This is a genomic window from Nonomuraea turkmeniaca, from assembly GCF_005889735.1.
Classification (GTDB): Bacteria; Actinomycetota; Actinomycetes; order Streptosporangiales; family Streptosporangiaceae; genus Nonomuraea; species Nonomuraea turkmeniaca.
This window is the reverse complement of the sequence record NZ_VCKY01000064.1, coordinates 1-19,348: the sequence shown is the minus strand read 5'-3', so window position 1 is coordinate 19,348 and position 19,348 is coordinate 1. Positions and strand designations below refer to the sequence as shown.

Here is a 19,348-nt window from a genome sequence, read left to right as displayed (position 1 = left end):
GAGCAACCGCGCAGCTCCCATCGTGAGGAGATGACATGAAGATCGCCGTTTATGGCGCGAGTGGATACCAGGGAAAGCTGGTGCTCACCGAACTGGCACGACGCGACATCGAGACGGTCATGGCCGGACGTGATCTCGCGCGTCTGGAGGAGGCCGCCTCGGCGGTCGGTCTTCCCGACGCGGAACGACGCGTGGCCGACACCAGCGACCATGAGGCGCTTGTGCGCGCGTTCCACGACTGCGACGGCGTCATCAACTGCGCCGGACCGTTCACCTCGTCAGGTGAGGCCGTGGTCCGCGCCGCGATCGCCGCCGGCTGCCACTACGTCGACACCTCAGGCGAGCAGCTCTACGTCAAGAAGATCTTCGACACCTTCACCACGGAGGCGGAGAATGCCGGGGTCACCGTCGTACCCGCCACCAACGACGGCTGCGTCCCGGTCGACCTCATGGCCCACATCCTGGCCGACCGCCTTGAATCGGTCGAAGAGATTGTCACCACCCACGTGGTCGTCGGCGGCGGCATGTCACGCGGCTCGCTGCGTTCGCTGGTCGAAACGACCGACGCCATCAAGGCGGGAGGCATGACCTACCACGACGGCGACTGGCGCCCCGGCATGCCCGCCCGCCACACCGCGATCACGCTGCCCGGACAGTCGGAGGCGACCCCGGTGATGGCCTTCCCCGTGTCGGAGGTAGTGACCATCCCCCGTCATATCCGCGTCCGGCATGTCCAGGGGCTGACCGAGGCGGCGTTGGGCGCCCAGCTGAACACCCCGCTCACGCCAGAGATCATCCAAAGCCTGCCTGAAGGACCCGATGAGGACAGCCGACGCACCCAGCACTTCACCTACGTGCTCGACGCCACCAGTACCGACGGCCGCCGCGCCCGCGGCATCGTCCAGGGTCCCGACACCTACGGCATTACCGCGGTGATCGCCGTCGAAAGCGCCCGCCGTCTCATCGCCAAACCTGCCAAGCCGGGAGTACTCGCACCCGCCCAGGCATACCACCCGACCGCCTTCCTCGATTTTCTTATCCCGCATGGGATCCAGTGGATCGTCGAGGACGCGCCGGCAACCTGACAATGAGCCTTCTCCGTCAACAATCAGCCATGGTGTGTGATCGTCTGGGGCAGTCGTCGGATCCCGATCAGGCCCAGCTCTTTCCCGACCTCTTCGGGCTAGCCCCCGAAGACCTGTAGATCAGCTACCTGGCGGCTGGGGACACGTTCGGGAGCTGAGGGCCTAAACCTTCGGATCCTCGGCGACTGCCGTCTGCGCGTCCACCTGGCTGATGGACACGATGGCGGTGGCCTCACCCTTCTCCGCCAATCATGAAACGGAGTCTAGGGGGAGCAAAGCTCGCCTCGCCGATCTCCGTCTGGCCGCAGAACCCAAGGAACTTCCGGTGCGGAGCGGTGCTGCCGTCCAAACTGGTCGATCATCGGCGTCGGCTGCCAACACCTTGTAATAGCGGAACAGTGTCCACAAAACGCTCTGACATAATCCGGGCCTTCCCGGGCGCCTGCGCCGCGATTTCCTCAACCAGGACGAACCCGATTCGAAAGCCCCTGAAACGACAAGATCCCGCCTGGTCGCGATGATCAGACGGGATCCCGCCAACCTCAGGCCAGCCCTTTCAGGACGGCGCTGAAACCCGTTCGGCCAGATTCAGCGAGGAAACCAAGAATCTCACCGGCGGCAGTGGTCAGCAGTACGGGGCGAGCTTGCCTGCTTCGTGCACGGCCGCGTACCAGGAGAACTCGTCGTTGTCGGAGAAGTAGTAGTAGGTCGCGCCGTTCGGCAGCATCGCCACGGTGATGCCGCCGTATCCGCTCATGAACGGCACCCAGAACGAGCAGTCGTACTGCGGGAACTCGGCCGGGGTGAGTTGTTTGGCCCAGAACCCGTTGTTGTAGCGGAAGCCGGCCGCGCTGGTGGTGGCGATGCCCCGGTCGGCCGGGTCCTTCTGCATGGTGGCGCCGAGCAGACCCGGGTGCAGCACCTGGACGCCGCCCGCGACGCCGCCGTCGTTGTTGTACAGCTTGGCCAGTTTGGCGATGTCGTCGCGGTTGTAGAACAGGCCATAGCCGCCGAAGGCCTGCCCGGTGGCGCTGTTGCCGGTGCGCAGGCTGGTCAGCGCGCCCCTGCTCAGCTTTGCGGGAACGTACACTCCGTCGCGCAGCTCGTCGAACAGGTCCGAGCCGAGGTAGTTGCGCATGGCGCGGGTGGCGATGAAGGTGCCGGTGGTGTGGTAGACCCACTTGGTGCCCGGCGCGACCCGCGATGGGAAGTCGAAGGCCAGGTCGATCTTGGTTGCGTACGGCTCGGCGGAGAGGAAGTCCGACACGATCGCGCCGCCTTCGTCGGTCATGTAGGTGGCGAAGCGGTAGTTGCCCGTGGCCATGTCCAGCGTGTGATTGATCGTGACGCCGGCCCAGCGACCGGTGGCCGAGGCGTGCTCGGGCACCCAGTCGCGGATGAGCTGACCGGACACGCCGGTGCCGTGGGTCTGGGTCAGCCGCATTAGCGCGGTCCCGGCCATCGCCGACTTCGCGGTCGAGTACGACGGCAGCCGCATCACCTCGCAGAACGGGTACGTGCCCTGCCGGGTGGAGCACCCGGACACGTAGTTGACCCCGTCGTGGAGCAGCCCGTACGCGCTCATGTGCGCAGGCGTGACGCCGCTGCCGAAGGCGGCGAGGTCGAGCCCGGCGGACGGGTGGTCGGCGGCCAGGGCGGCGATCGGCTTGGTGGGCAGCCGCCCGGCGACCTCGGCCGCGTGCGCGTTCCGGACGGCCTCCGCGCCCGCGACCGGGTACGGCGTGTACGTCGCGGGGAGCTGGCCCCACAGGTCGAACTTGAAGTACAGGCAGGTCTCCTGGGTGACCTGGTAACGCACCTGGGACACGCTGGTGGCGTTGAACAGGAACGTCATGGTGGCGTTGTGCACGCAGTTGGCGTTGCGCTGCACCAGCGCGAACGGCACCGAGGCCCGCGACCAGCCGCCGTCGCCCGTCTCGGACCAGGCCCGGCCGGGGCTGACCAGCAGGTTCCACACGGCGTTGCCGGTGATCCGCAGGCCCTGCTCGACCGGGATGAGGTGGCTGCCGTTCTGCACGAACTCCAGCGAGATCTCCGGCAGGTGCTTGCGCGGGGAGTCACCGGCGTTGGTGTAGGCGAAGTCGTCCTCCAGCTCGGTGAAGCCGCCCCCGGTCGCCTCGCCGGTGAGCTCCAGGCGGCCGGAGAAGGTGTGCAGCGGCATCGCCGCGGCAGCGGGCAGGGCGAAGGCGCTGTCGGCGATGGTCGACGTCGCCGTGCCGCCGGTCAGCTCGGCCTTGGTGAGCAGGGTGCGGCTGACCGCGCCTGAGCCGGTGAGCGGATCGCCGGGTACCGGGGTGACGGCGGCCGCCGCCGGGGACGCCCCGGTGGCGACGGCGAACGTGCCGAGCAGCGCGGCCAGGGCCAGTCGTAATGCGTGGCGGCGGATGGGGGGTGTGCGCATGGTTCCTCCCGTACGAGGGTGGTACCGGATGGGGGACCGGGCTCAGCCCACGGCGGTCGGGCGGCCGTTCGGGTTGGTCCGGGGGTGGGCCGTGGCCGGGGTGCCCGGCAGCGGCCCGAGGTCGCGCATCACCTCGCCCTGGGTGTACCCGTGCACGGCGGGCGGGAACGGCGGTGCGGCATCACGCAACTGCTTCCACAGCGCGTTGAGGCCGGCGGTGCCGTGCTCGCGGATCGTCGACACGAGGTCCAGGTCGAGGTGGAGGGTGAGGAACTCCTCGCCGCTGCCGCCTTCGGCCAGCACGCGGCCTTCGGGGTCCACGACGACGGATCGGCCGGTGCCGAACAGCCGGCCGATGTTCGGGTTGACCACGTACACCTGGTTGGTGATGGCGTTGGCCTGGGCCAGCACAAGCTCCTGAGCCCGGTCGCTGGTGCGGGTGTAGGTGGGCTGCAGGATGACCTCGGCGCCCATCCAGGCCAGCGTCCGCATGATCTCCGGGACCCAGCCGTCGTAGCAGATGGCCAGGCCGAACCGGCCGACGCCAGGGATGTCGAAGACGACGTGCTCGTCGCCGGGCACCGACGTCTCGTACGGCATCCAGGGGAACAGCTTGCGGTAGCGGGCGACGATCTCCCCCTCGGGTGAGATCGCGAGCGCCGTGTTGTGCAGGGCGTCGCCGGCGCGTTCCACGATGGAGCCGGGGATGATCCATTTCCCGGTCTGCTTGGCCAGCTCGCAGATCCGGTCGGTCAGCGGCCCGGGGATGGTCTGCGCGACGGAGTCCAGGTAGCCGGGCGGCGTGGCGGCGCCGTAGCTGCCCATGCCGGTCAGGTAGTACTCGGGGAAGACCAGCAGGTCCAGTGAGGGAGTCACCGCGGCGCAGGTGCGCACCTCGAGGGCGAACTTGGCGAACGTCGCCTCCGGGTCGCCCTCGACCGGGGCTACCTGGGCGGCGACGATGCCGATGATGCGACTCACGTGATTCTCCTCATGTCAGGACGCCTCGATGGTGTCGGCGAGCAGCGCGGCGCGCCCTCGCCCGGGCATCGCGTCCAGCAGCGCCTTGGTGTACGGGTGTTGCGGGGCGTCGAGCAGCTGCGCCGACGGCCCTTGCTCGACGAGCCGGCCGGCGCGCATGACGCCGACGCGGTCGGCCAGGTGCCGCACGACGGCCAGGTCGTGCGAGATGAGCAGGTAGGACAGGCCGCGGGTGCGGCGCAGCCGGTCGAGCAGGTTGAGGATCTGGGCCTGCACGGACACGTCGAGCGCCGAGGTGGGCTCGTCGAGCACGAGCAGCCTCGGCCCGACGGCCAGCGCGCGGGCGATGGCGACGCGCTGGCACTGGCCGCCGGACAGCTCGTGCGGGTAGCGGCTCCGGTGGGTGCCGGTGAGCCCGACGGCGTCGAACAGCTCCTCGGCCCGCCGTCGCCGGTCGTCGCGGCCGGCGTCCGGGTGGGCGAGCCGCAGCGGCTCGTCGACCAGGCGGCCCGCGGTCATGCGCGGGTTGAGGGCCGCGTACGGGTTCTGGAAGACGATCTGCACCTGAGCGCGCAGCCGCCGCAGCGCGCGGCCGCGCAGCCCGGCCAGCGGCGTCCCGGCGATGGCCACGGTGCCGCCGTCGGGCCGTTGCAGCCCGAGGACGGTGCGGGCGAGCGTGGTCTTGCCGCAGCCGGACTCGCCGACCAGGGCGAAGCACTCGTTCTCGGCCACCGACAGGGACACGCCGTCGACGGCGGTCACGCCGGGGAAACGGACCAGCAGGTCCTGGACGTCGAGGATCATGCCGGGCCTCCGGTGTCCGCGAAGTGGCAGGCCGCCGTGCGTGACGCGGTCACGGCGGCCGGCGGGGGCGGGCTGTGCTCGCACGTCTCCTCGGCGCGCGGGCAGCGGTTGGCGAACACGCATCCGGTGACGGCCAGGACGCTCGACGGGACGGTGCCGGGCAGCGCGGTCAGTGTCGTCCCGGCACGGTCCGCGCGGGGCAGGGCGTCGAGCAGGGCGCGGGTGTAGGGATGCGCGGGCGCGTCGAAGACCTCCGCCGTCGGCCCGGTCTCCGCGACCTGCCCGGCGTAGAGCACGTACACGCGGTCGCACAGGTCGTACGCCTCGGCCAGGTTGTGCGTGACGAACAGGACGCCGAAGCCCCGTTCCGACTGCAGCCGCAGCAGCAGCCGGCGCACCTGCTGGGCCACGGTGACGTCGAGCGCGCTGGTGGCCTCGTCGGCGATGATCAGGCGCGGGTCGCAGCTCAGCGCCAGCGCGATCATGGCGCGTTGCAGCATGCCGCCGGACAACTGGTGCGGGTAGGCCCGCAGGACCCGCCCGGTGTCGGCCAGCTCGACGTCGCGCAGCAGCCGCTCGGCGTGCTCGCGTGCCCGTCCGCGTGAGCCGCCGCGGTGTGCGCGGATGACGCGGTCGAACTGGGCGCCGATGGTGCGTACCGGGTCGAAGGCGGTGCCGGGATTCTGGAAGACCATGGCGACCTGGCGTCCGCGCAGGTCGCGCAGCACCGACGGCGGCGCGCCGATGATCTCGCGGCCGTCCAGGCGCACCGATCCGCTCGCGCGGGCGCCCGGCGGCAGCAGGCCGAGGACGGACAGGCCGGTCAGCGTCTTGCCGCAGCCGGTCTCACCGACCACGCCGACGATCTCCCCGGGCGCGACGGTGAGGCTGACGCCACGCACGGGCCGCACGGCGGCGCCACCGCGCGTGAACTCGACGGTGAGGTCGTCGACGGTCAGCAGTTCAGTCATCGGGTCACCGACCGGGGGTCGAGCACGTCGCGCAGGGCGTCGCCGAGCAGGTTGAAGCCGAGCACCGCCAGGAAGATCGCCAGGCCGGGGAAGGCCGACAACCACCACTCCGTCATCACGTAGGTGCGGCCCTCGGCGACCATCAGCCCCCAGTCGGGAGTGGGCGGCTGCGGCCCGAGGCCGAGGAACGCCAGCGAGCCGACCGCGAGGATCACGGTGCCGATGTCGACGCTGGCCTGCACGATGACCGGCGGTGCGGCGTTGGGCAGCACGTGCCGGGACAGCACGGTGAACGGCCGCAGCCCCAGCGCGCGGGCGCCCTCGACGAAGGGCCGGTCGCGCAGCGCGGCGGTCAGGCCGCGGACCAGGCGGGCGTACCACGGCCACCACGACACGGCCAGGGCCAGCGCCGCGTGCAGCAGGCTCGGCCCGAGCAGCGCGACGATCACCATGGCCAGCAGCAGGGGCGGGAACGCCAGGAACATGTCCGCGATCCGCATGACGATCTCGTCGAACCGCCCACCCCGGTAGCCGGCGGCCAGCCCGAGCGGCACGCCGATCAGCACGGCCAGCGCCACCACCAGGATGGGGACGACCAGCGCGGGACGGGCCCCCAAGATGATGCGCGACAGCACGTCCCGGCCGAGCGGGTCGGTGCCGAGCCAGTGGGCGCCGCCCGGCGGCAGGTCGTGCCGAGCCACGTCGGCGAGGCCCGCCCCCTGCTCCGGGAAGGGGGCCAGCCACGGGCCGAACAGCGCGGTCAGCACGAGCAGCGCGATGAGGACCAGGCCCAGCAGGCCCAGCCGGTCGCGGGTCAGCGCGGCGACGACCTGGCGGGCCCGGGTGGGCGCGGCGGCCTCGACGACCCCGGTCATGCCCGGCGGACGGCTCATGACAACCTCACCCTCGGGTCCAGGCGCGCCTGGACCAGGTCGACGATCAGATTGACCAGCACGTAACCGGCGGCGCCGAAGAGCGTGATGCCCATGATCACCGGATAGTCCATGTTGAGCAGGGCGGTGGAGGCGAACAGCCCCAGGCCCGGCCAGTTGAACACCACTTCGACGAAGAACGTGCCGGTCAGCGAGTAGGCCAGGGTGAGCCCGGCGACGGTCGTGGTGGGCGGCAGCGCGCCGCGCAGCGCGATGCGCCAGTGCACGATCCGCTCCCGCAGGCCGTACGCGCGGGCGGCGCGGATGTGGTCGGCGGCCAGGATCTCCAGCATGCTCGCGCGGGTCATCCGGGCGATGACGCCGATCGGGTAGGCCGCCAGCGTCAGCGCGGGCAGCACCAGGTGCGCCGCCGCGTCGGACAGCGCGGTCAGGTGCCCGGTGAGCAGGGCGTCCACGAGGTGGAAGCCGGTGATCTCGCGCAGCGGGTCGGTGAACTCCAGGTCCGGGTCGAGCCGCCCGGTGAGCTCGAACAGGCCGAGCCCGCCGAAGACGAACACCTGGAGCAGCAGCCCGAGCCAGAACGCGGGCACGGACACCCCGCCGATGGCCAGCAACCGGATCAGGTGGTCCAGGAACCGGTTCTGCCGCGCCGCGGCGACCACGCCGAGGGCGACGCCGATCAGGCAGGCCAGCAGCATCGCGATCAGCAGCAGTTCGAGCGTGGCCGGCAGGCGGCCGAACATCTCGTCGGTGACCGGGAGCTTGGTGCCGATGGAGGTGCCCCAGTCGCCCCGCAAAAGGTCCCACAGGTAGCGGCCGTACTGGTAGGGCAGCGGCTGGTCCAGGCCCAGCTGCGCCTCGATGCGGGCGATCTCGTCAGGGCGGGCCTTCGGGCCGAGGTAGCTGACCGCCGGGTTGGCGGGGACCACCCGGGCCAGCAGGAAGGTGACGAACGTCGTCCCGAGCATGACGAGCAGGGCGGTCCCCGCCCGCCGGAGCAGGAATCGCGGCATCGCTCCCGGCGTCATGCCGGAGCCAGCCGGTGGAAGAAGATGTTGAAGGAGTAGTCCGGGTTGCAGGTCAGGCCCGTGATCCCCTTCGGCGCCACGAGCGGGGCCTTCACGTCGTAGAGGAAGAAGCCGGGTGCCTGCTCGTGCAGCCGGCTCATGGCCTGCCCGTACATCGCCCGGGCCCTGGCCTGGTCGGTCGCGGTGAGGGTGCCCGCCTTCTCCACGAGCTTGTCGAACTTCGCGTCGTTCCAGTAGCTGAGGTTGAAGAACGGCTTCTCGCTGGAGTGGAACAGCGACCACAGGTTGTCCGAGCCGGCGTCGGAGTAGGTGGGCCAGTACAGCAGCAGGAAGATGTCCTGCGCCTTGGCCGGGCCGGCCTTGGCCTGCTCCCACTGCTGGTTGAACAGGATCGCCTGCACGTCGACGGTGACGCCGACCTTGGCGAACGCGTCCTTGATCAGCGGGGCGAACCGCTTCTGCGACTGGTTCTCGGCCGCGTAGGTGAGCTTCAGCTTCAGGCCGCCGCCGTCCGCGTAACCGGCGTCGGCCAGCAGTTCCCTGGCCTTGCCGAGGTCCTGGACGTACTGCGGGGTGCTCTCGGAGTAAGGGAAGACCCCGGCCGGCACCGGGCCGCGCGCCTGGGTGCCGAAGCCCTGCGCGCCCACCTCGATGATCTCCTTGTACGGAATCGCGTACGACAGCGCCCGGCGCACCTTCGGGTCGTCCAGCGGCTTCTTGGCGGTGTTGAAGAAGCCCAGGTAGCTGGATGCCGTGGCGCAGTCGATGACCGACAGCTTCGGGTCCGAGCGCATCCGGCCGATGTTCTCCAGCGGGAGACTGGTGGCGATGTCGACCTGGCCGCCGGTGAGCATCTGCTGCTGAACCACGGCCTCAGGCGTGATCGTGTTGACGACGGTGGCGTACTGGCCCTTGTCCCAGCCGCCCCAGTACGCGGCGTGCTTCTTGAGGACCACGCGCTGCCCGGAGGTGTACTCGGCGACCGTGTAGGCGCCGGTGCCGCCGTCCTTGCCGCTCTCGTAGTACTTCTCGTCGGCCTTGACCGCGGCCAGGGCCTTGGGGCTGACGATCCACGCGCCGTACATCGACGAGGCGATCAGCTCCATCGGCGCCGCGTAGCTGAGGCTCATCACGACGGTCTTGTCGTCGGGGGTGGTGATCTCCTTCAGCGGCGCCCAGATGAACGCCGCGCCGCCGTGGTCCTTGGCCGCCTCGATGGACGCCTTGACCGCGGCGGCGTTCATCGGCTCGCCGTCGTGAAAGGTCACGCCGGGACGCAGGTGGAAGGTCCAGGTCTTCTTGTCCGCGCTGGCTTCCCAGCTCTCGGCCAGGGCGGGCGTGTAGGGCTGCGCGGAGCCAGGCGGGTTCTTCCACAGCAGTGGCTCGTAGACGTTGGCCAGGTAGAAGACCTCGGTGGAGAACGACTTCACCGGGTCCCAGGTGGTGACGTTGGCGGTGGTGGCGACCTTCAGCACCGCCTTCGCTAATGCCTTGGGCGCACCGGAGGCGCCTGAGCATCCTGCCGTGAGCGCCAGCGCGAGTGCGATACCGGCCGTGGAGACGCGGCCCACACGTATGGTCATCGTGGACTCCTCAAGGTCATCAGCAGGCCCTCAGCCGGTACGGCGCCGGTCACCGCTGGGGTGGTTGCGAGGAGTGTTCACCATCAGGCACTATGCCGTCCAATACCCATGCACTTCAGTCCCGATGCCTTGGAGGCATAGGTCCGATGGAACTGAGGCACCTGCGCTATTTTCTGGCCGTGGTCGACCACGGCACCACTGCCCGGGCGGCGGAGGCGGCGCTGGTGGCCCAGCCGTCGCTGTCACGGCAACTGCGCCGGCTGGAGGCGGAGCTGAAGCTGGCGCTGTTCGACCACGGCGGCGGCAGGCTGCGGCTGACGTCGGCGGGCAGGCAGTTCGTGCCGATCGCCCGTGACCTGCTGGCGCGGGCCGCCGCGGCGCAGGAGGCGGCCCGCGCGCTGGGCACCGGGCAGGTCTCGCGGATCACGATCGCCGCGCCGGTGACCACCATCGCGGACGTGATCGCGCCGTTCATCGCGACGACCGGCGGCCACGACGCGATGATCACCGTGCAGGAGGTGCTGCCCGCCGACGCCTACGACGCGTTGTGGCGCGGTGCGGACGTGGCGATCTCGTCGGCGCCGCCGCCGCTGCACCTGGCCGGGGGGGCGGTCGCCAGGCTGCCCGTGCTGGCCTACCCCCCGCCCGGCCACCCGTGGGAGGAGCGCGCCCGGGTCGGCATCGCCGAGCTGGCCGAGCAGCCGCTGCTGCTGCTCACCGCCGAGCACGGCACCCGGCGCCTGTTCGACCACGCGGCGCTGCGCGCCGGGGTGCGCTACGCGACCGCGTTCGAGACGTCGATCCCGCAGATCGCGCAGGCGCTGGCGGCGGCGGGTCGCGGCGTGGCCGTGGTGTCCGACGACCCCCGCTACGGGCTGCACCCGGTCAGCGTGGACGGCACCGACGGCCCGATCTCGATCAGCCTGTTCGCCGGCTGGTCCGCCAGCCACTATGCCGCCGCCACGATCGCCCCGCTGGTGGAGCGGCTGAGCTCCTACTGCGTGGATCGCTACGGCGCGCAGGCCGCACCGTGAGGCGGTCAGCGGCCTCTACTCAGGTTCAAGCGTAATCAGCGGCTGCTATCCACCGTCGGTGAGCTCATTCGCAGCGGCAGTAGCCGCCGACCTCTTGAGATTGATCTTGGTTGTGTGTAGTGACGTGTGGAGCAGGTGAGCGTGCAGGTCAGCGGCGGTCGCGGCGTCGGCGGGCGGCTCGGATCTCGGTGTCTGCGACGTCGTCGGCGAGGAGGCAACCGGCGCGACTCAGGTAGAGCTTGAGGAGGGCGACGTAGCCGTGGTCGTCGAGCAGGACGGTGCGGACCGTGCCGCCCTTGCCGTAGATGCGGACGTGCTCGTCGTCTTGGCGGAGGTCGAAGTCGTCGAGGTCGAGGACGCAGGCTTCGGCGGCACGGGTTCCGCACACGTAGATCATCTCGAACAGGACCCGGTCGCGGAGCCGGTCGAGGGGGACGTCCTTGCGCGGTCGGCGGCTGCAGATCGAATTGAGGACCTTGGTGACGTCGACGGTCGCGGCGGGGCGGGGCGGGGCAGGTTCTTGGCCACCTTGATGGTGTCGATCTTGTCCATGGGGTTGGCGTCGAGCAGGTCGTGGCGCACGACCCACTGGGAATCGAACGGCCCATCGTGGAGGGATGATTCCCTGCTTACCATGGCCATTCGATCTTGGTCTTGCCAGATAACGAAGGTTATCCCGCAACCCTTCGGCGGGCGAGGCGTTCAGGCTGGAGCTGTGGATCTTTTCAGGACTTCGCCAATCCGGCTGGGGTGCACGGTGGGCGATTACGGTACGCATAGTGATCTATGGGAGGATTTTCCCATGGTATCCGTTAAGCAGATTCAAGTCGCCTTCGATTGCGCTTCACCTGAGCGTGTCGGTCGCTTCTGGTGCGAGGTGTTGGGGTATGTCGCGCCGGCACCGCCTGAGGGGTTCGCCAGTTGGGACGACTTCAATCGCACGCTGCCGCCCGAGCAGCGGGACTCATGGTTCGCATGCAGCGACCCCTCGGGTGTCGGTCCGCGGCTGTACTTCCAGCGCGTTCCCGAAGGCAAGGTCGTCAAGAATCGGCTGCACCTTGACGTGCGGGTCGGCACCGGACTCGTCGGTGCAGAGCGCCTGGCAACCCTCGAGGCCGAATGCGCACGATTGATCCCTCTCGGCGCGAAACGCGTGCGGCTCCTGCCCGCCGATGAAGAAAACGAGTCGTGCCTCGTGATGCAGGACATCGAGGGCAACGAGTTCTGCCTGAGCTAGTGTCCATATAAATTCCGACATTGTGTTCGGTCTGTTCGCGATTTGCGGCTATCAGTTCGCGCCCCGCATCGCCGACATCTCCGATGCCCAGCAGTGGTGGATCGACCCGGCCGATGTTGGCCTGGCCGACAGGCGCTCCACACCGTCGGCAGCCGGGTACGGCCGGTTGAACGAGCTGAACCTGCGGCGGGTGAACATCGCGGCGATCAAGCAGCATTGGCCGGACATGCTGCAGGTCGCCGGGTCGCTGGTCACCAATCAGGTGCGGGCCTATGACCTGATCCGGATGATGATGGCCGAGGGCCGCATCACCAGCCTGGGGCGAGCGTTCGCGCACTACGGGCGGATCTTCAAGTCGATGCACCTGCTGCATGTGGCCCACCTGGAGGACTACCGGCGGATGATGGGCGCCCAGTTGAATGTCGGCGAAGGCCGCAACGGGCTGGCCCGGGCGGTGTTCTTCGGCAACCTGGGCCAGCTGAAGCGCGGCTACGAGCTCGGTATGGAAGACCAGCTCGGCGCTCTCGGCCTAGGGTTGAACGCGATCGTCTACTGAAACTCGCTCTACATCGACGCCGCGGTGAAGAAACTCGCGGCTGGCGGCATGAAGATCAGTCCGGAGATCAGGGCCCACCTGTCCCCGCTGCAGTGGGAGCACATCAACTTCGTGGGCTCCTACCCGTTCAACCGGCCCGAACTTCCCGGCCGGTTGCGTGACCTGCGTGACCCCGCCGATGCTGACGACGATCTGGAGCAATGACGAGGAGACAGATCCCCACACTCGTGTTCCGCCGAGCAGATCACGGCGCCCGTTCAGAGGCTGACTGAGGGTGAATCCTTCTTACTGTTCGCTCATGCGAGCAGGGCAAGGACACGTTCTGCTTGCTGTTGCAGGGCGCTGGCGGGTTTGCGGGAGGCGAAGGGTCCGCCTGGGCCGAGCATGAGGAACCAGGTAGGAAGCCGCCGTCCGGACGGCGGCCGGGCACGGCTGCAATGCCCCGGCCGGCTCCGTATCTGCGCCTACCGGGAGGCCCCTGCCCGTTCAGGCGGGTGGCCGCAGAAAGCGGTGACCGCTGAGGCTTCCGCGTCGACCAGGGCCTGGATCTGCGACGACAGGGGTTCGAACGCGGCCACTTGGACAACACGGCCGGCATCGCGGCGGGCCCACGTTCCGATGGCCAGGCCATCCGCGACAACCGTGGGACGGATGATGCCGCCGCCCGGCCAGACCCGGCCTTGGTGAGCGGCGGGAACGGACAACTCTCGGCCGCGGTAGCCGACGAGGTAGTTGTCGTAGGCAGGCAGCATCCGCACATCAAGGGTGCCGGGGCTGTCCCGAAGTTCCTCCATGCGCTCGGTCGGCACGCTCAGCGCGCCGTACTCGGTGATCGAGCCGGTTTGCGCCAGCGTCTTCCAGGCCCTGCGGGCCAGGGTGGCCGGCAGACCCGACCAGGTGGCGAAGTCGTCCACCCCTACGGGCGCATGGGCGCGAATGTAGCGGCGGGCGAGCTCGGCGACGGCCGTGTCCTCCTCCCGCCGGGAGTCCCCGGCGCCGGCCGGCAGCCAGTCGTCGAGCAGGACATACGTGGCCTTTTCGCCGCGCCGAGGACCGTGGCAGAGGACTCCGGTGAGTGCCGCGTGGCGGATCAGGTGGAACGGCGCCTGCCCGTCCGGCTGAACGCCGACAGTGGCCAGGTGCTCTGTCAGTTCGGGCCGGGTGAGCGGTCCGTGCGTGGCGAGGACGCGCCGGATGAGACGGTCGCATCGCTGGCGTAGGTCGTCGTCCAGGCCGAGCTGGTGGTAGCGGCGGCTGGTTGCGGCGAGGATGCGGGGAGCGAGCAGCCGCAGCACCCGGCGGGCATCCGAGCTGGCGATGGTGTGCAGGGTGCCCCGCATGAACCAGCCGCGCACGATGCTCCGCTCGTCCTCGTACGCCGCGCGGATGCCGGCGCCCGTGATGTCCCGCCCGCGCACCCGGATGCCCAGGTCGGCGGCCATGGCATCCTGGGCCTGGATGGCGAAGACCCGGCGGACGACCGCCGCGGCGGAGGCTTCCCGCACTCCGTCGGCCAGGGCCTGCGCGCGGGCCCGCAGCCCGCGGACGCTCTCGCGGTCAAGCATGGGCTTGTACATCAGTCTCGGTCAGGAGACGGCCGTGTGGAGGATGTCGGCGAGCTCGGCAGGTGCCGACAGCATTGGCCAGTGCCCGGTGGACAGGTCGAAGCGCCGCCACGGCGCGTGGTTGAGGAAGGCCAGCATCGGCACCCCGCTGTCCAGCAGGCCCTGGAAGTTGCGGCAGGCGACCAGGACACGGTCCACACCGGGGCCGGGCTCGACCGGACCGGCCAACCGCTGGGTGTAGGTGCCGAAGGGCTGAGGGGTGGCACGTGCGCTCAGCACGTCCCGCCGGTCCTCATCGAGGCCGTCGAGGCTGTTGGACAGGCCCAGGATCTCGAAAGGCGGCATCGGGAGCCGGCAGCCGTCGCCGTGGGCCGCGACCTGCTGGCTCAGCTGGTCCGCTGCCTCCGGCGGCATGAGGTCGAGCATGCACATGCCTGCGGCAAACGGGGCGCTGTCCACATAGACCACGCGCTCTAGCCGGTCGCCGAGTCGCCCGGCTGCCCCGGTGACGGGGGCGGCCGCGTAGCTGTGGGCGACCAGGGTGACGTCGCGCAGATCGTTCTTCTCGACGAAGTCGGTGATGTCCGCGATGTGCGTGTCCAGGTCCGTCTGGGGCCCGCCCTCCTCAGCGCGCTCGGCCAGGCCGGTCAGTGTCAGCGCCAGCGCCGTGTGGCCGTGCTCCTGCAGCGCGTCGGTGGTGTCTTGCCAGGCCCACGCGCCGAGCCAGGCGCCGGGAACGAGTACGAAGGTGGTCATGTGATCTCCCTGAAGTGAGGTGCTGCGGGGAGCGTAGAGTGGATACAGGACAGAATCAGCCCTGAAATGTCGAGTGATCCGTGTCACATCCCCTGACCCGTGTGCTAACCCTGCTGGAACTGCTCCAGTCGAACGCCGGGCTCACCGGGAGTGAGCTGGCCGACCGGCTGGACACCGATGTCCGTACGGTCCGCCGCTACGTTGCCCACCTGCGCGACCTGGGCATCCCCGTGGAGGCCGAGCGCGGTCGCTATGGCGGCTACCAGCTGGCCCGTGGCTACCGGATGCCGCCCCTGGTGCTCACCAATGACGAGGCCCTCGCCGTCGTCCTCGGACTCCTTGCGGCCGAACGGCTCGGGATGGGTACGACGGTGCTGGCCGGCGCGGGCGCCCGCGCCAAGATCGAGAGGGTGCTTCCGCAGGCCCTGCGGGAACCGCTCGCCGCCATGCGGGAGACTCTGTACTTCACCGCCAATGCTGTGAGCGCGCAGGCACCCGGGAGCGGTGTCCTGCTGGCCCTGGCCCAGGCCTCGCGTGCCAAGACGACCGTTGGCATCGCCTACCTGTCCTGGCGGCAGGACCAGACCGAGCGCGACATCGACCCCTATGGCGTGGTCTTCCATACCGGCCGCTGGTATCTCGTCGGCCACGACCACCTCCGCGACGACCTGCGGACCTTCCGTATCGACCGCATCGCCTCCATCACCCCCCGCCCACAGACCTTCGCCACCCCTGATGGCTTCGACCCGGTCGCCCACCTCACTGCGACCCTCGCCCAGGGGCCTTACCGCTGGCAGGTCGAGGTGACGATCCACGGCCCTCTCGACGAGATCGCCCGAAGGCTGCCGCACACGGCTGTCACGCTCACCGCCCAACCCGTCGGCGTGCTGATGCAGGCACGGGCGGAACGCCTTGACGGCATGGCACACCTGCTCGCCTCGCTCGAGTGGCCCTTCACCATCCACAGCCCAGACGAACTCCGCCAAGCCCTCAAGGACCTGGCGGGTCAACTCGCTGCCGCCGCCGAACGACAGCCGGGAACCCTGCCGCGGTAAATGCCGGATTTACCGCGGCAACCCCATGTTCGCCGTCATACTGACCTGGAGCACCTCTGTGACTTTGAGCGCTCGCCGGCGCGGGGGTGCCGGCGCGTGCGGGCGGATAGCAGTACTGGTGGTCATCCAGCAGGGTGTTGGCCTGCTCGGTGCTGTCGGCCAGCCCGGCCCGGCGCAGGGCTTGCCGAGCGTCGGGGCGGGTCAGCGGCCTGGTGAACGTAGCGGTGAAAACCGCCCGGCCCATGGTGATCGGGTCGCTGGCCAGTGGTTCGGGGGTGCGCCGGTGCAGTTCGGCCCAGTGTTCCCGTTCCCGCCTCAGCAGGTAGGCCGAGGCACGTGCCGGATCGGTGGGTTCGTGCTCGCCGTGTAGGCAGGCATCGACTGCGGCCAGCGCGGCCATGTGCACGGTCAGCACCTGGGCGTAGTCATCGTCGTCGGCCAGCCCGGCGGGCGGGGCGATCGTGGCCGTCTGTTCGGGCGGCAGGGCGAGGTGGGCGGCGAAGTGATCGCGGGCGTCGGCGAACAAGGGCCGGCGCATCGCCGGTTCGGCCACCAGCGGCGGCAGCGCCTGGGCGTCGGCGTCGACGTCCAGCACCCGCTCGATCCAGGCGGCGATGCTTTCCCACCACACTCCGGCGGGGCGGGCCAGCAGCAGCACCCGCGCCCAGCCCGCGTGCAGCACCGGCTCTTGCAGCAGCTCCTGCAGGGCCGGCACCGGCCAGCGCTGGCGTAGTCGACCACCAGCAGCAAGCCCTGCCCGCCCGGGCCGGCCTCGGCGATGCTCTGGGCCGCGGGAGCTCCCGGAGGGTTGCCGGTGGCTTGCCAGACCCGCCAGCCGGGCTGGCTCGACAGCTCAGCGAAGCGGGCGGCCAGCCGGGTCTTACCCTGCCCGCCGGGCCCGTGCAGCAGCCGCACCCCCAACCCGGGGATATTCTCATCGTCACGTCAGAGGGGTGTAGCCAAGGTAAGTCCAAAACCCACAATCGCGATCTTGAAGGTGCGCGGTTGCGGTTTGGTGACTTTGGGGCGGGTGGGATGAGACCGCCGTTACGGTGAGCGCGGTGGATCGGGGGTTGAGGCCGGGCTTTGGGGAGATTGGCGGCGGCGGATGACCTCGATCGAGCGGACGGCGTATCCGCGGTTCAAGCGGCTGATCACGGCGCGTGAGCTGCATGTGTTCTTCTCGCCGAGCGAGGCGGAGGCCGCGTGGGCGACCGAGCGCACCCAGTCAGAGGACCATCAGCTCGCGCTGCTGGTGATGTTGAAGTCGTACCAGCGGATGGGCTGCTTTCCCAAGCTGGCCGATGTCCCGGAGATGGTGGCGGAGTTCGTCCGGCGGGTGGTGGAACTGCCGGAGGGAACCGTGCCGGTACACGCGTCGCCCCGTACCGGGGAGCAGCATCGAGCCTTGATCCGCCAGCGAGTCGGGCTTACCTACGATCAGGCGCAGGCCCGCAAGGTCGCTGACGAGGTGATCCGGACCGAGGCCGCCGCGAAGAACGACCCGGCCGATCTGATCAACACCGCGTTGGAGAAGCTGGTGGAGACGGGGCTGGAGCTGCCCGCGTTCTCGACGCTGGATGCGATGGCGTCGGCGCTGCGCGCCGAGGTGAACAAGGTGATCTGCGGGGGAATTTACGAGCGGCTGAGCGAGGCGCATCGCGAGCGGCTGCTGAAGCTGCTGACTGACCGTGGCCCGGACGGCAAGACGCTGTTCAACCGGCTCAAACAGAGCGCCGAACGGGCCAGCTGGTCGCATTTCAAGAACCTGGCCAAGCACCTGGCCTGGGTCGATGGCCTGGGCGACAGCACGGTGTGGCTGCAGGAGGTGGCTGCGGGCAAGGTCACCGACTTCGCCGGGGAGGCGGCGATGGCCGATGCTGGAGTGCTTGGCGATTACGCGGTGATGAAGCGGGCGGCGCTGCTGGCCTGCCTAGTGCACAAGGCGCGGATGCGGGCTCGGGACGAGCTGGCCACGATGTTCGTCAAGCGGGTGGCGGCGAAGGTCAAGCGGGCCAAGACGGAACTGGAGGAGATTCACCGTCGGCAGCAGGCTCTGGTGGAGACGTTGATCGCCAACTATCACACGCTGCTGCGGCAGGTCGATGACGGCGGTCCGGTGCAGGCCGGTCGAGCCAAGGCTGCAGAGCTGAGCGGTGAGGTGGTGCAGGCGCTGGCCGGACTGGACGATGGGGCCGACGTGACCGAGGCCGCGCGCCGGTTGAACGGCCGCCTGGTGGCGGCCCTGATGGCGTTGACCGGTGCGGTGCGGGCCCAGGCCGGCGCGCTGGTCGCGGTGAGCGCCGCGGTGGACGGGCTGGGCGGGTTCGCCCAGCAGTACGAGCAGATCGAGAAGGTCTCAGCCCATCACGGAGACAACTGGGAGGTGCTGCTGTACGGGCAACTGCGCAAGGACCGGCCGGTGATGTACGAGCTGACCGAGCTGCTGGAGCTCCGCGCCACCAGCGCCGATGACCGCGTGCTGCGGGCGCTGGAGCACGCGCGGCGCCATCGCACCGCCCGCGACTACCTGCCCGAAGTGGACGCCGACGGCCAGGTGGTCGACGTCTCGTTCGCCACCCAGAACTGGCAGAAGGCGGTGCGGGACCGTCACCGGCCGGGGATGCTGGTGCGCCGCCATTTCGAGGCGATGGTGTTCTGCTACCTGACCGAAGAACTGCGCACCGGGGACGTGGCGGTGATCGGGTCGGAGGAGTACGCCGACTGGAGTCGGCAGCTGCTGAGCTGGGAGGTGGTGGAGGCCAAGCTGCCGCAGTACCTGGTGGACGTGGGCTTGCGCGAGGCCGGCGATGTGCGGCCGTTCGACGCCGCAGCCTTCACCGCCGAGCTGCGCGAGAAGCTGACCGCGGCGGCAGCCGCGGCCGACGGCGGCTATCCCGACAACGAGGACCTGTTCATCGATCCGAAGACCGGCGTGCCGACTCTGGCCGCCCACCGGGCCGACGAGCAGCGGCCCTCGGCCCGCAAGCTGGAGCAGGCGATCAAGGCGCGGATGCCGGAGCGCTCGCTGCTGGGCATCGTGGCCCGCACCGCGTACTGGATCGAATGGTGGCACCGCTTCGGCCCGGCCTCGGGCAGCGACCCCAAGTTGAGCGACCCGTTCGGCCGGTATGTGATCACCACGTTCGTCAAGGGCACCAACATGGGCCCATACGAGGCGGCCCGGCACATCCCCGGGGTCAGCGGGCATGAGCTGTCCATGGCCGCCAACCGGCACTTCTCCATTCCTAAGTGGTCCAGTTCGTAAGTCATTCGAGGGTTCACAGGGCCGCTGGTAGTGCGACAGGCTGGTGGCCGCAGCCGGCGGGTTGCTGGAAGTGGTGCTCTTTCTGTTCGTGTCGCTCGATCCGGGCCATC

16 protein-coding genes and 1 pseudogene are annotated in these 19,348 nt (G+C 69.6%); 6 read left to right on the top strand and 11 right to left on the bottom strand.

What is annotated here, in order from left to right; translation table 11 throughout:
* Positions 1-35 precede the first annotated feature (35 nt).
* Entirely contained in the window at positions 36-1,085 is a 1,050-nt protein-coding gene (locus ETD86_RS20215) for a saccharopine dehydrogenase family protein (protein ID WP_138667711.1), read from the top strand.
* A 625-nt stretch (positions 1,086-1,710) separates the two neighbouring features.
* Here ETD86_RS20215 and ETD86_RS20210 read toward each other — a convergent pair.
* From ETD86_RS20210 to ETD86_RS20180, 7 genes are read right to left on the bottom strand one after another with little or no spacing between them, the layout of a single operon-like run.
* The gene (locus ETD86_RS20210; RefSeq protein ID WP_138667710.1) at positions 1,711-3,507 is read right to left on the bottom strand and encodes a serine hydrolase domain-containing protein; all 1,797 of its coding nucleotides are present in this window, start codon (positions 3,505-3,507) and stop codon (positions 1,711-1,713) included.
* Between the two features lie 42 nt (positions 3,508-3,549).
* Positions 3,550-4,488 carry a carbon-nitrogen hydrolase family protein gene (locus tag ETD86_RS20205; protein WP_138667709.1) on the bottom strand — a complete coding sequence of 313 codons (939 nt, stop codon included), beginning with the start codon at positions 4,486-4,488 and terminating at the stop codon, positions 3,550-3,552.
* Between the two features lie 15 nt (positions 4,489-4,503).
* Complete coding sequence (locus tag ETD86_RS20200) at positions 4,504-5,292, bottom strand: ATP-binding cassette domain-containing protein (protein ID WP_138667708.1); 789 nt, start codon at positions 5,290-5,292, stop codon at positions 4,504-4,506.
* Entirely contained in the window at positions 5,289-6,263 is a 975-nt protein-coding gene (locus ETD86_RS20195; protein ID WP_138667707.1) for an ABC transporter ATP-binding protein, read from the bottom strand. The genes ETD86_RS20200 and ETD86_RS20195 overlap by 4 nt, the downstream gene beginning before the upstream one ends.
* The gene (locus tag ETD86_RS20190; protein ID WP_246148025.1) at positions 6,260-7,156 is read right to left on the bottom strand and encodes an ABC transporter permease; all 897 of its coding nucleotides are present in this window, start codon (positions 7,154-7,156) and stop codon (positions 6,260-6,262) included. The genes ETD86_RS20195 and ETD86_RS20190 overlap by 4 nt, the downstream gene beginning before the upstream one ends.
* Entirely contained in the window at positions 7,153-8,169 is a 1,017-nt protein-coding gene (locus ETD86_RS20185) for an ABC transporter permease (RefSeq protein WP_138667706.1), read from the bottom strand. Before ETD86_RS20185 ends, ETD86_RS20190 begins: the two co-directional genes overlap by 4 nt.
* An 11-nt stretch (positions 8,170-8,180) precedes the next feature.
* Positions 8,181-9,767 carry an ABC transporter substrate-binding protein gene (locus ETD86_RS20180; protein WP_138667705.1) on the bottom strand — a complete coding sequence of 529 codons (1,587 nt, stop codon included), beginning with the start codon at positions 9,765-9,767 and terminating at the stop codon, positions 8,181-8,183.
* Between the two features lie 146 nt (positions 9,768-9,913).
* On the opposite strand from ETD86_RS20180, the gene ETD86_RS20175 reads away from it, so the two are divergent.
* Positions 9,914-10,801 carry a LysR family transcriptional regulator gene (locus tag ETD86_RS20175; protein WP_138667704.1) on the top strand — a complete coding sequence of 296 codons (888 nt, stop codon included), beginning with the start codon at positions 9,914-9,916 and terminating at the stop codon, positions 10,799-10,801.
* 148 nt (positions 10,802-10,949) lie between these two features.
* Here the strand turns inward: ETD86_RS20175 and ETD86_RS57075 are convergent, their stop codons facing one another.
* Entirely contained in the window at positions 10,950-11,198 is a 249-nt protein-coding gene (locus ETD86_RS57075; protein ID WP_211370178.1) for a site-specific integrase, read from the bottom strand.
* 405 nt (positions 11,199-11,603) lie between these two features.
* On the opposite strand from ETD86_RS57075, the gene ETD86_RS20165 reads away from it, so the two are divergent.
* Together ETD86_RS20165 and ETD86_RS20160 are read left to right on the top strand one after the other, a co-directional pair.
* Positions 11,604-12,038 (top strand): VOC family protein, encoded by a 435-nt coding sequence (locus ETD86_RS20165; protein ID WP_138667703.1) that lies wholly within the window; start codon positions 11,604-11,606, stop codon positions 12,036-12,038.
* A gap of 22 nt (positions 12,039-12,060) precedes the next feature.
* A pseudogene (locus ETD86_RS20160) lies at positions 12,061-12,798 on the top strand (Tn3 family transposase).
* A 260-nt stretch (positions 12,799-13,058) separates the two neighbouring features.
* On the opposite strand, the gene ETD86_RS20150 reads toward ETD86_RS20160, so the two are convergent.
* Both ETD86_RS20150 and ETD86_RS20145 read right to left on the bottom strand, forming a co-directional pair.
* On the bottom strand, positions 13,059-14,159 hold the full coding sequence (locus ETD86_RS20150) for a winged helix DNA-binding domain-containing protein (protein ID WP_138667700.1): 1,101 nt from the start codon (positions 14,157-14,159) through the stop codon (positions 13,059-13,061).
* A gap of 21 nt (positions 14,160-14,180) precedes the next feature.
* Positions 14,181-14,915, bottom strand: a complete 735-nt coding sequence (locus ETD86_RS20145) for an alpha/beta fold hydrolase (protein ID WP_138667699.1) — start codon at positions 14,913-14,915, stop codon at positions 14,181-14,183.
* Between the two features lie 101 nt (positions 14,916-15,016).
* On the opposite strand from ETD86_RS20145, the gene ETD86_RS20140 reads away from it, so the two are divergent.
* Entirely contained in the window at positions 15,017-15,970 is a 954-nt protein-coding gene (locus ETD86_RS20140; protein WP_246148024.1) for a helix-turn-helix transcriptional regulator, read from the top strand.
* On the opposite strand, the gene ETD86_RS20135 is transcribed toward ETD86_RS20140, so the two are convergent.
* On the bottom strand, positions 15,906-16,685 hold the full coding sequence (locus ETD86_RS20135) for a hypothetical protein (RefSeq protein WP_138667697.1): 780 nt from the start codon (positions 16,683-16,685) through the stop codon (positions 15,906-15,908). The two genes, ETD86_RS20140 and ETD86_RS20135, sit on opposite strands and share 65 nt — an antisense overlap.
* 393 nt (positions 16,686-17,078) lie before the next feature.
* On the opposite strand from ETD86_RS20135, the gene ETD86_RS20130 reads away from it, so the two are divergent.
* Complete coding sequence (locus tag ETD86_RS20130; RefSeq protein ID WP_138667696.1) at positions 17,079-19,238, top strand: DUF4158 domain-containing protein; 2,160 nt, start codon at positions 17,079-17,081, stop codon at positions 19,236-19,238.
* Positions 19,239-19,348: the final 110 nt, after the last annotated feature.

Excerpts from the sequence above, each read along its gene's own strand:
- ETD86_RS20215 (WP_138667711.1), top strand. The coding sequence starts at position 36 with ATGAAGATCGCCGTTTATGGCGCGAGTGGATACCAGGGAAAGCTGGTG.
- ETD86_RS20210 (WP_138667710.1), bottom strand. The coding sequence starts at position 3,507 with ATGCGCACACCCCCCATCCGCCGCCACGCATTACGACTGGCCCTGGCC.
- ETD86_RS20200 (WP_138667708.1), bottom strand. The coding sequence starts at position 5,292 with ATGATCCTCGACGTCCAGGACCTGCTGGTCCGTTTCCCCGGCGTGACC.
- ETD86_RS20195 (WP_138667707.1), bottom strand. The coding sequence starts at position 6,263 with ATGACTGAACTGCTGACCGTCGACGACCTCACCGTCGAGTTCACGCGC.
- ETD86_RS20190 (WP_246148025.1), bottom strand. The coding sequence starts at position 7,156 with ATGAGCCGTCCGCCGGGCATGACCGGGGTCGTCGAGGCCGCCGCGCCC.
- ETD86_RS20185 (WP_138667706.1), bottom strand. The coding sequence starts at position 8,169 with ATGCCGCGATTCCTGCTCCGGCGGGCGGGGACCGCCCTGCTCGTCATG.
- ETD86_RS20180 (WP_138667705.1), bottom strand. The coding sequence starts at position 9,767 with ATGACCATACGTGTGGGCCGCGTCTCCACGGCCGGTATCGCACTCGCG.
- ETD86_RS20175 (WP_138667704.1), top strand. The coding sequence starts at position 9,914 with ATGGAACTGAGGCACCTGCGCTATTTTCTGGCCGTGGTCGACCACGGC.
- ETD86_RS57075 (WP_211370178.1), bottom strand. The coding sequence starts at position 11,198 with ATGATCTACGTGTGCGGAACCCGTGCCGCCGAAGCCTGCGTCCTCGAC.
- ETD86_RS20165 (WP_138667703.1), top strand. The coding sequence starts at position 11,604 with ATGGTATCCGTTAAGCAGATTCAAGTCGCCTTCGATTGCGCTTCACCT.
- ETD86_RS20150 (WP_138667700.1), bottom strand. The coding sequence starts at position 14,159 with ATGCTTGACCGCGAGAGCGTCCGCGGGCTGCGGGCCCGCGCGCAGGCC.
- ETD86_RS20145 (WP_138667699.1), bottom strand. The coding sequence starts at position 14,915 with ATGACCACCTTCGTACTCGTTCCCGGCGCCTGGCTCGGCGCGTGGGCC.
- ETD86_RS20130 (WP_138667696.1), top strand. The coding sequence starts at position 17,079 with ATGACCTCGATCGAGCGGACGGCGTATCCGCGGTTCAAGCGGCTGATC.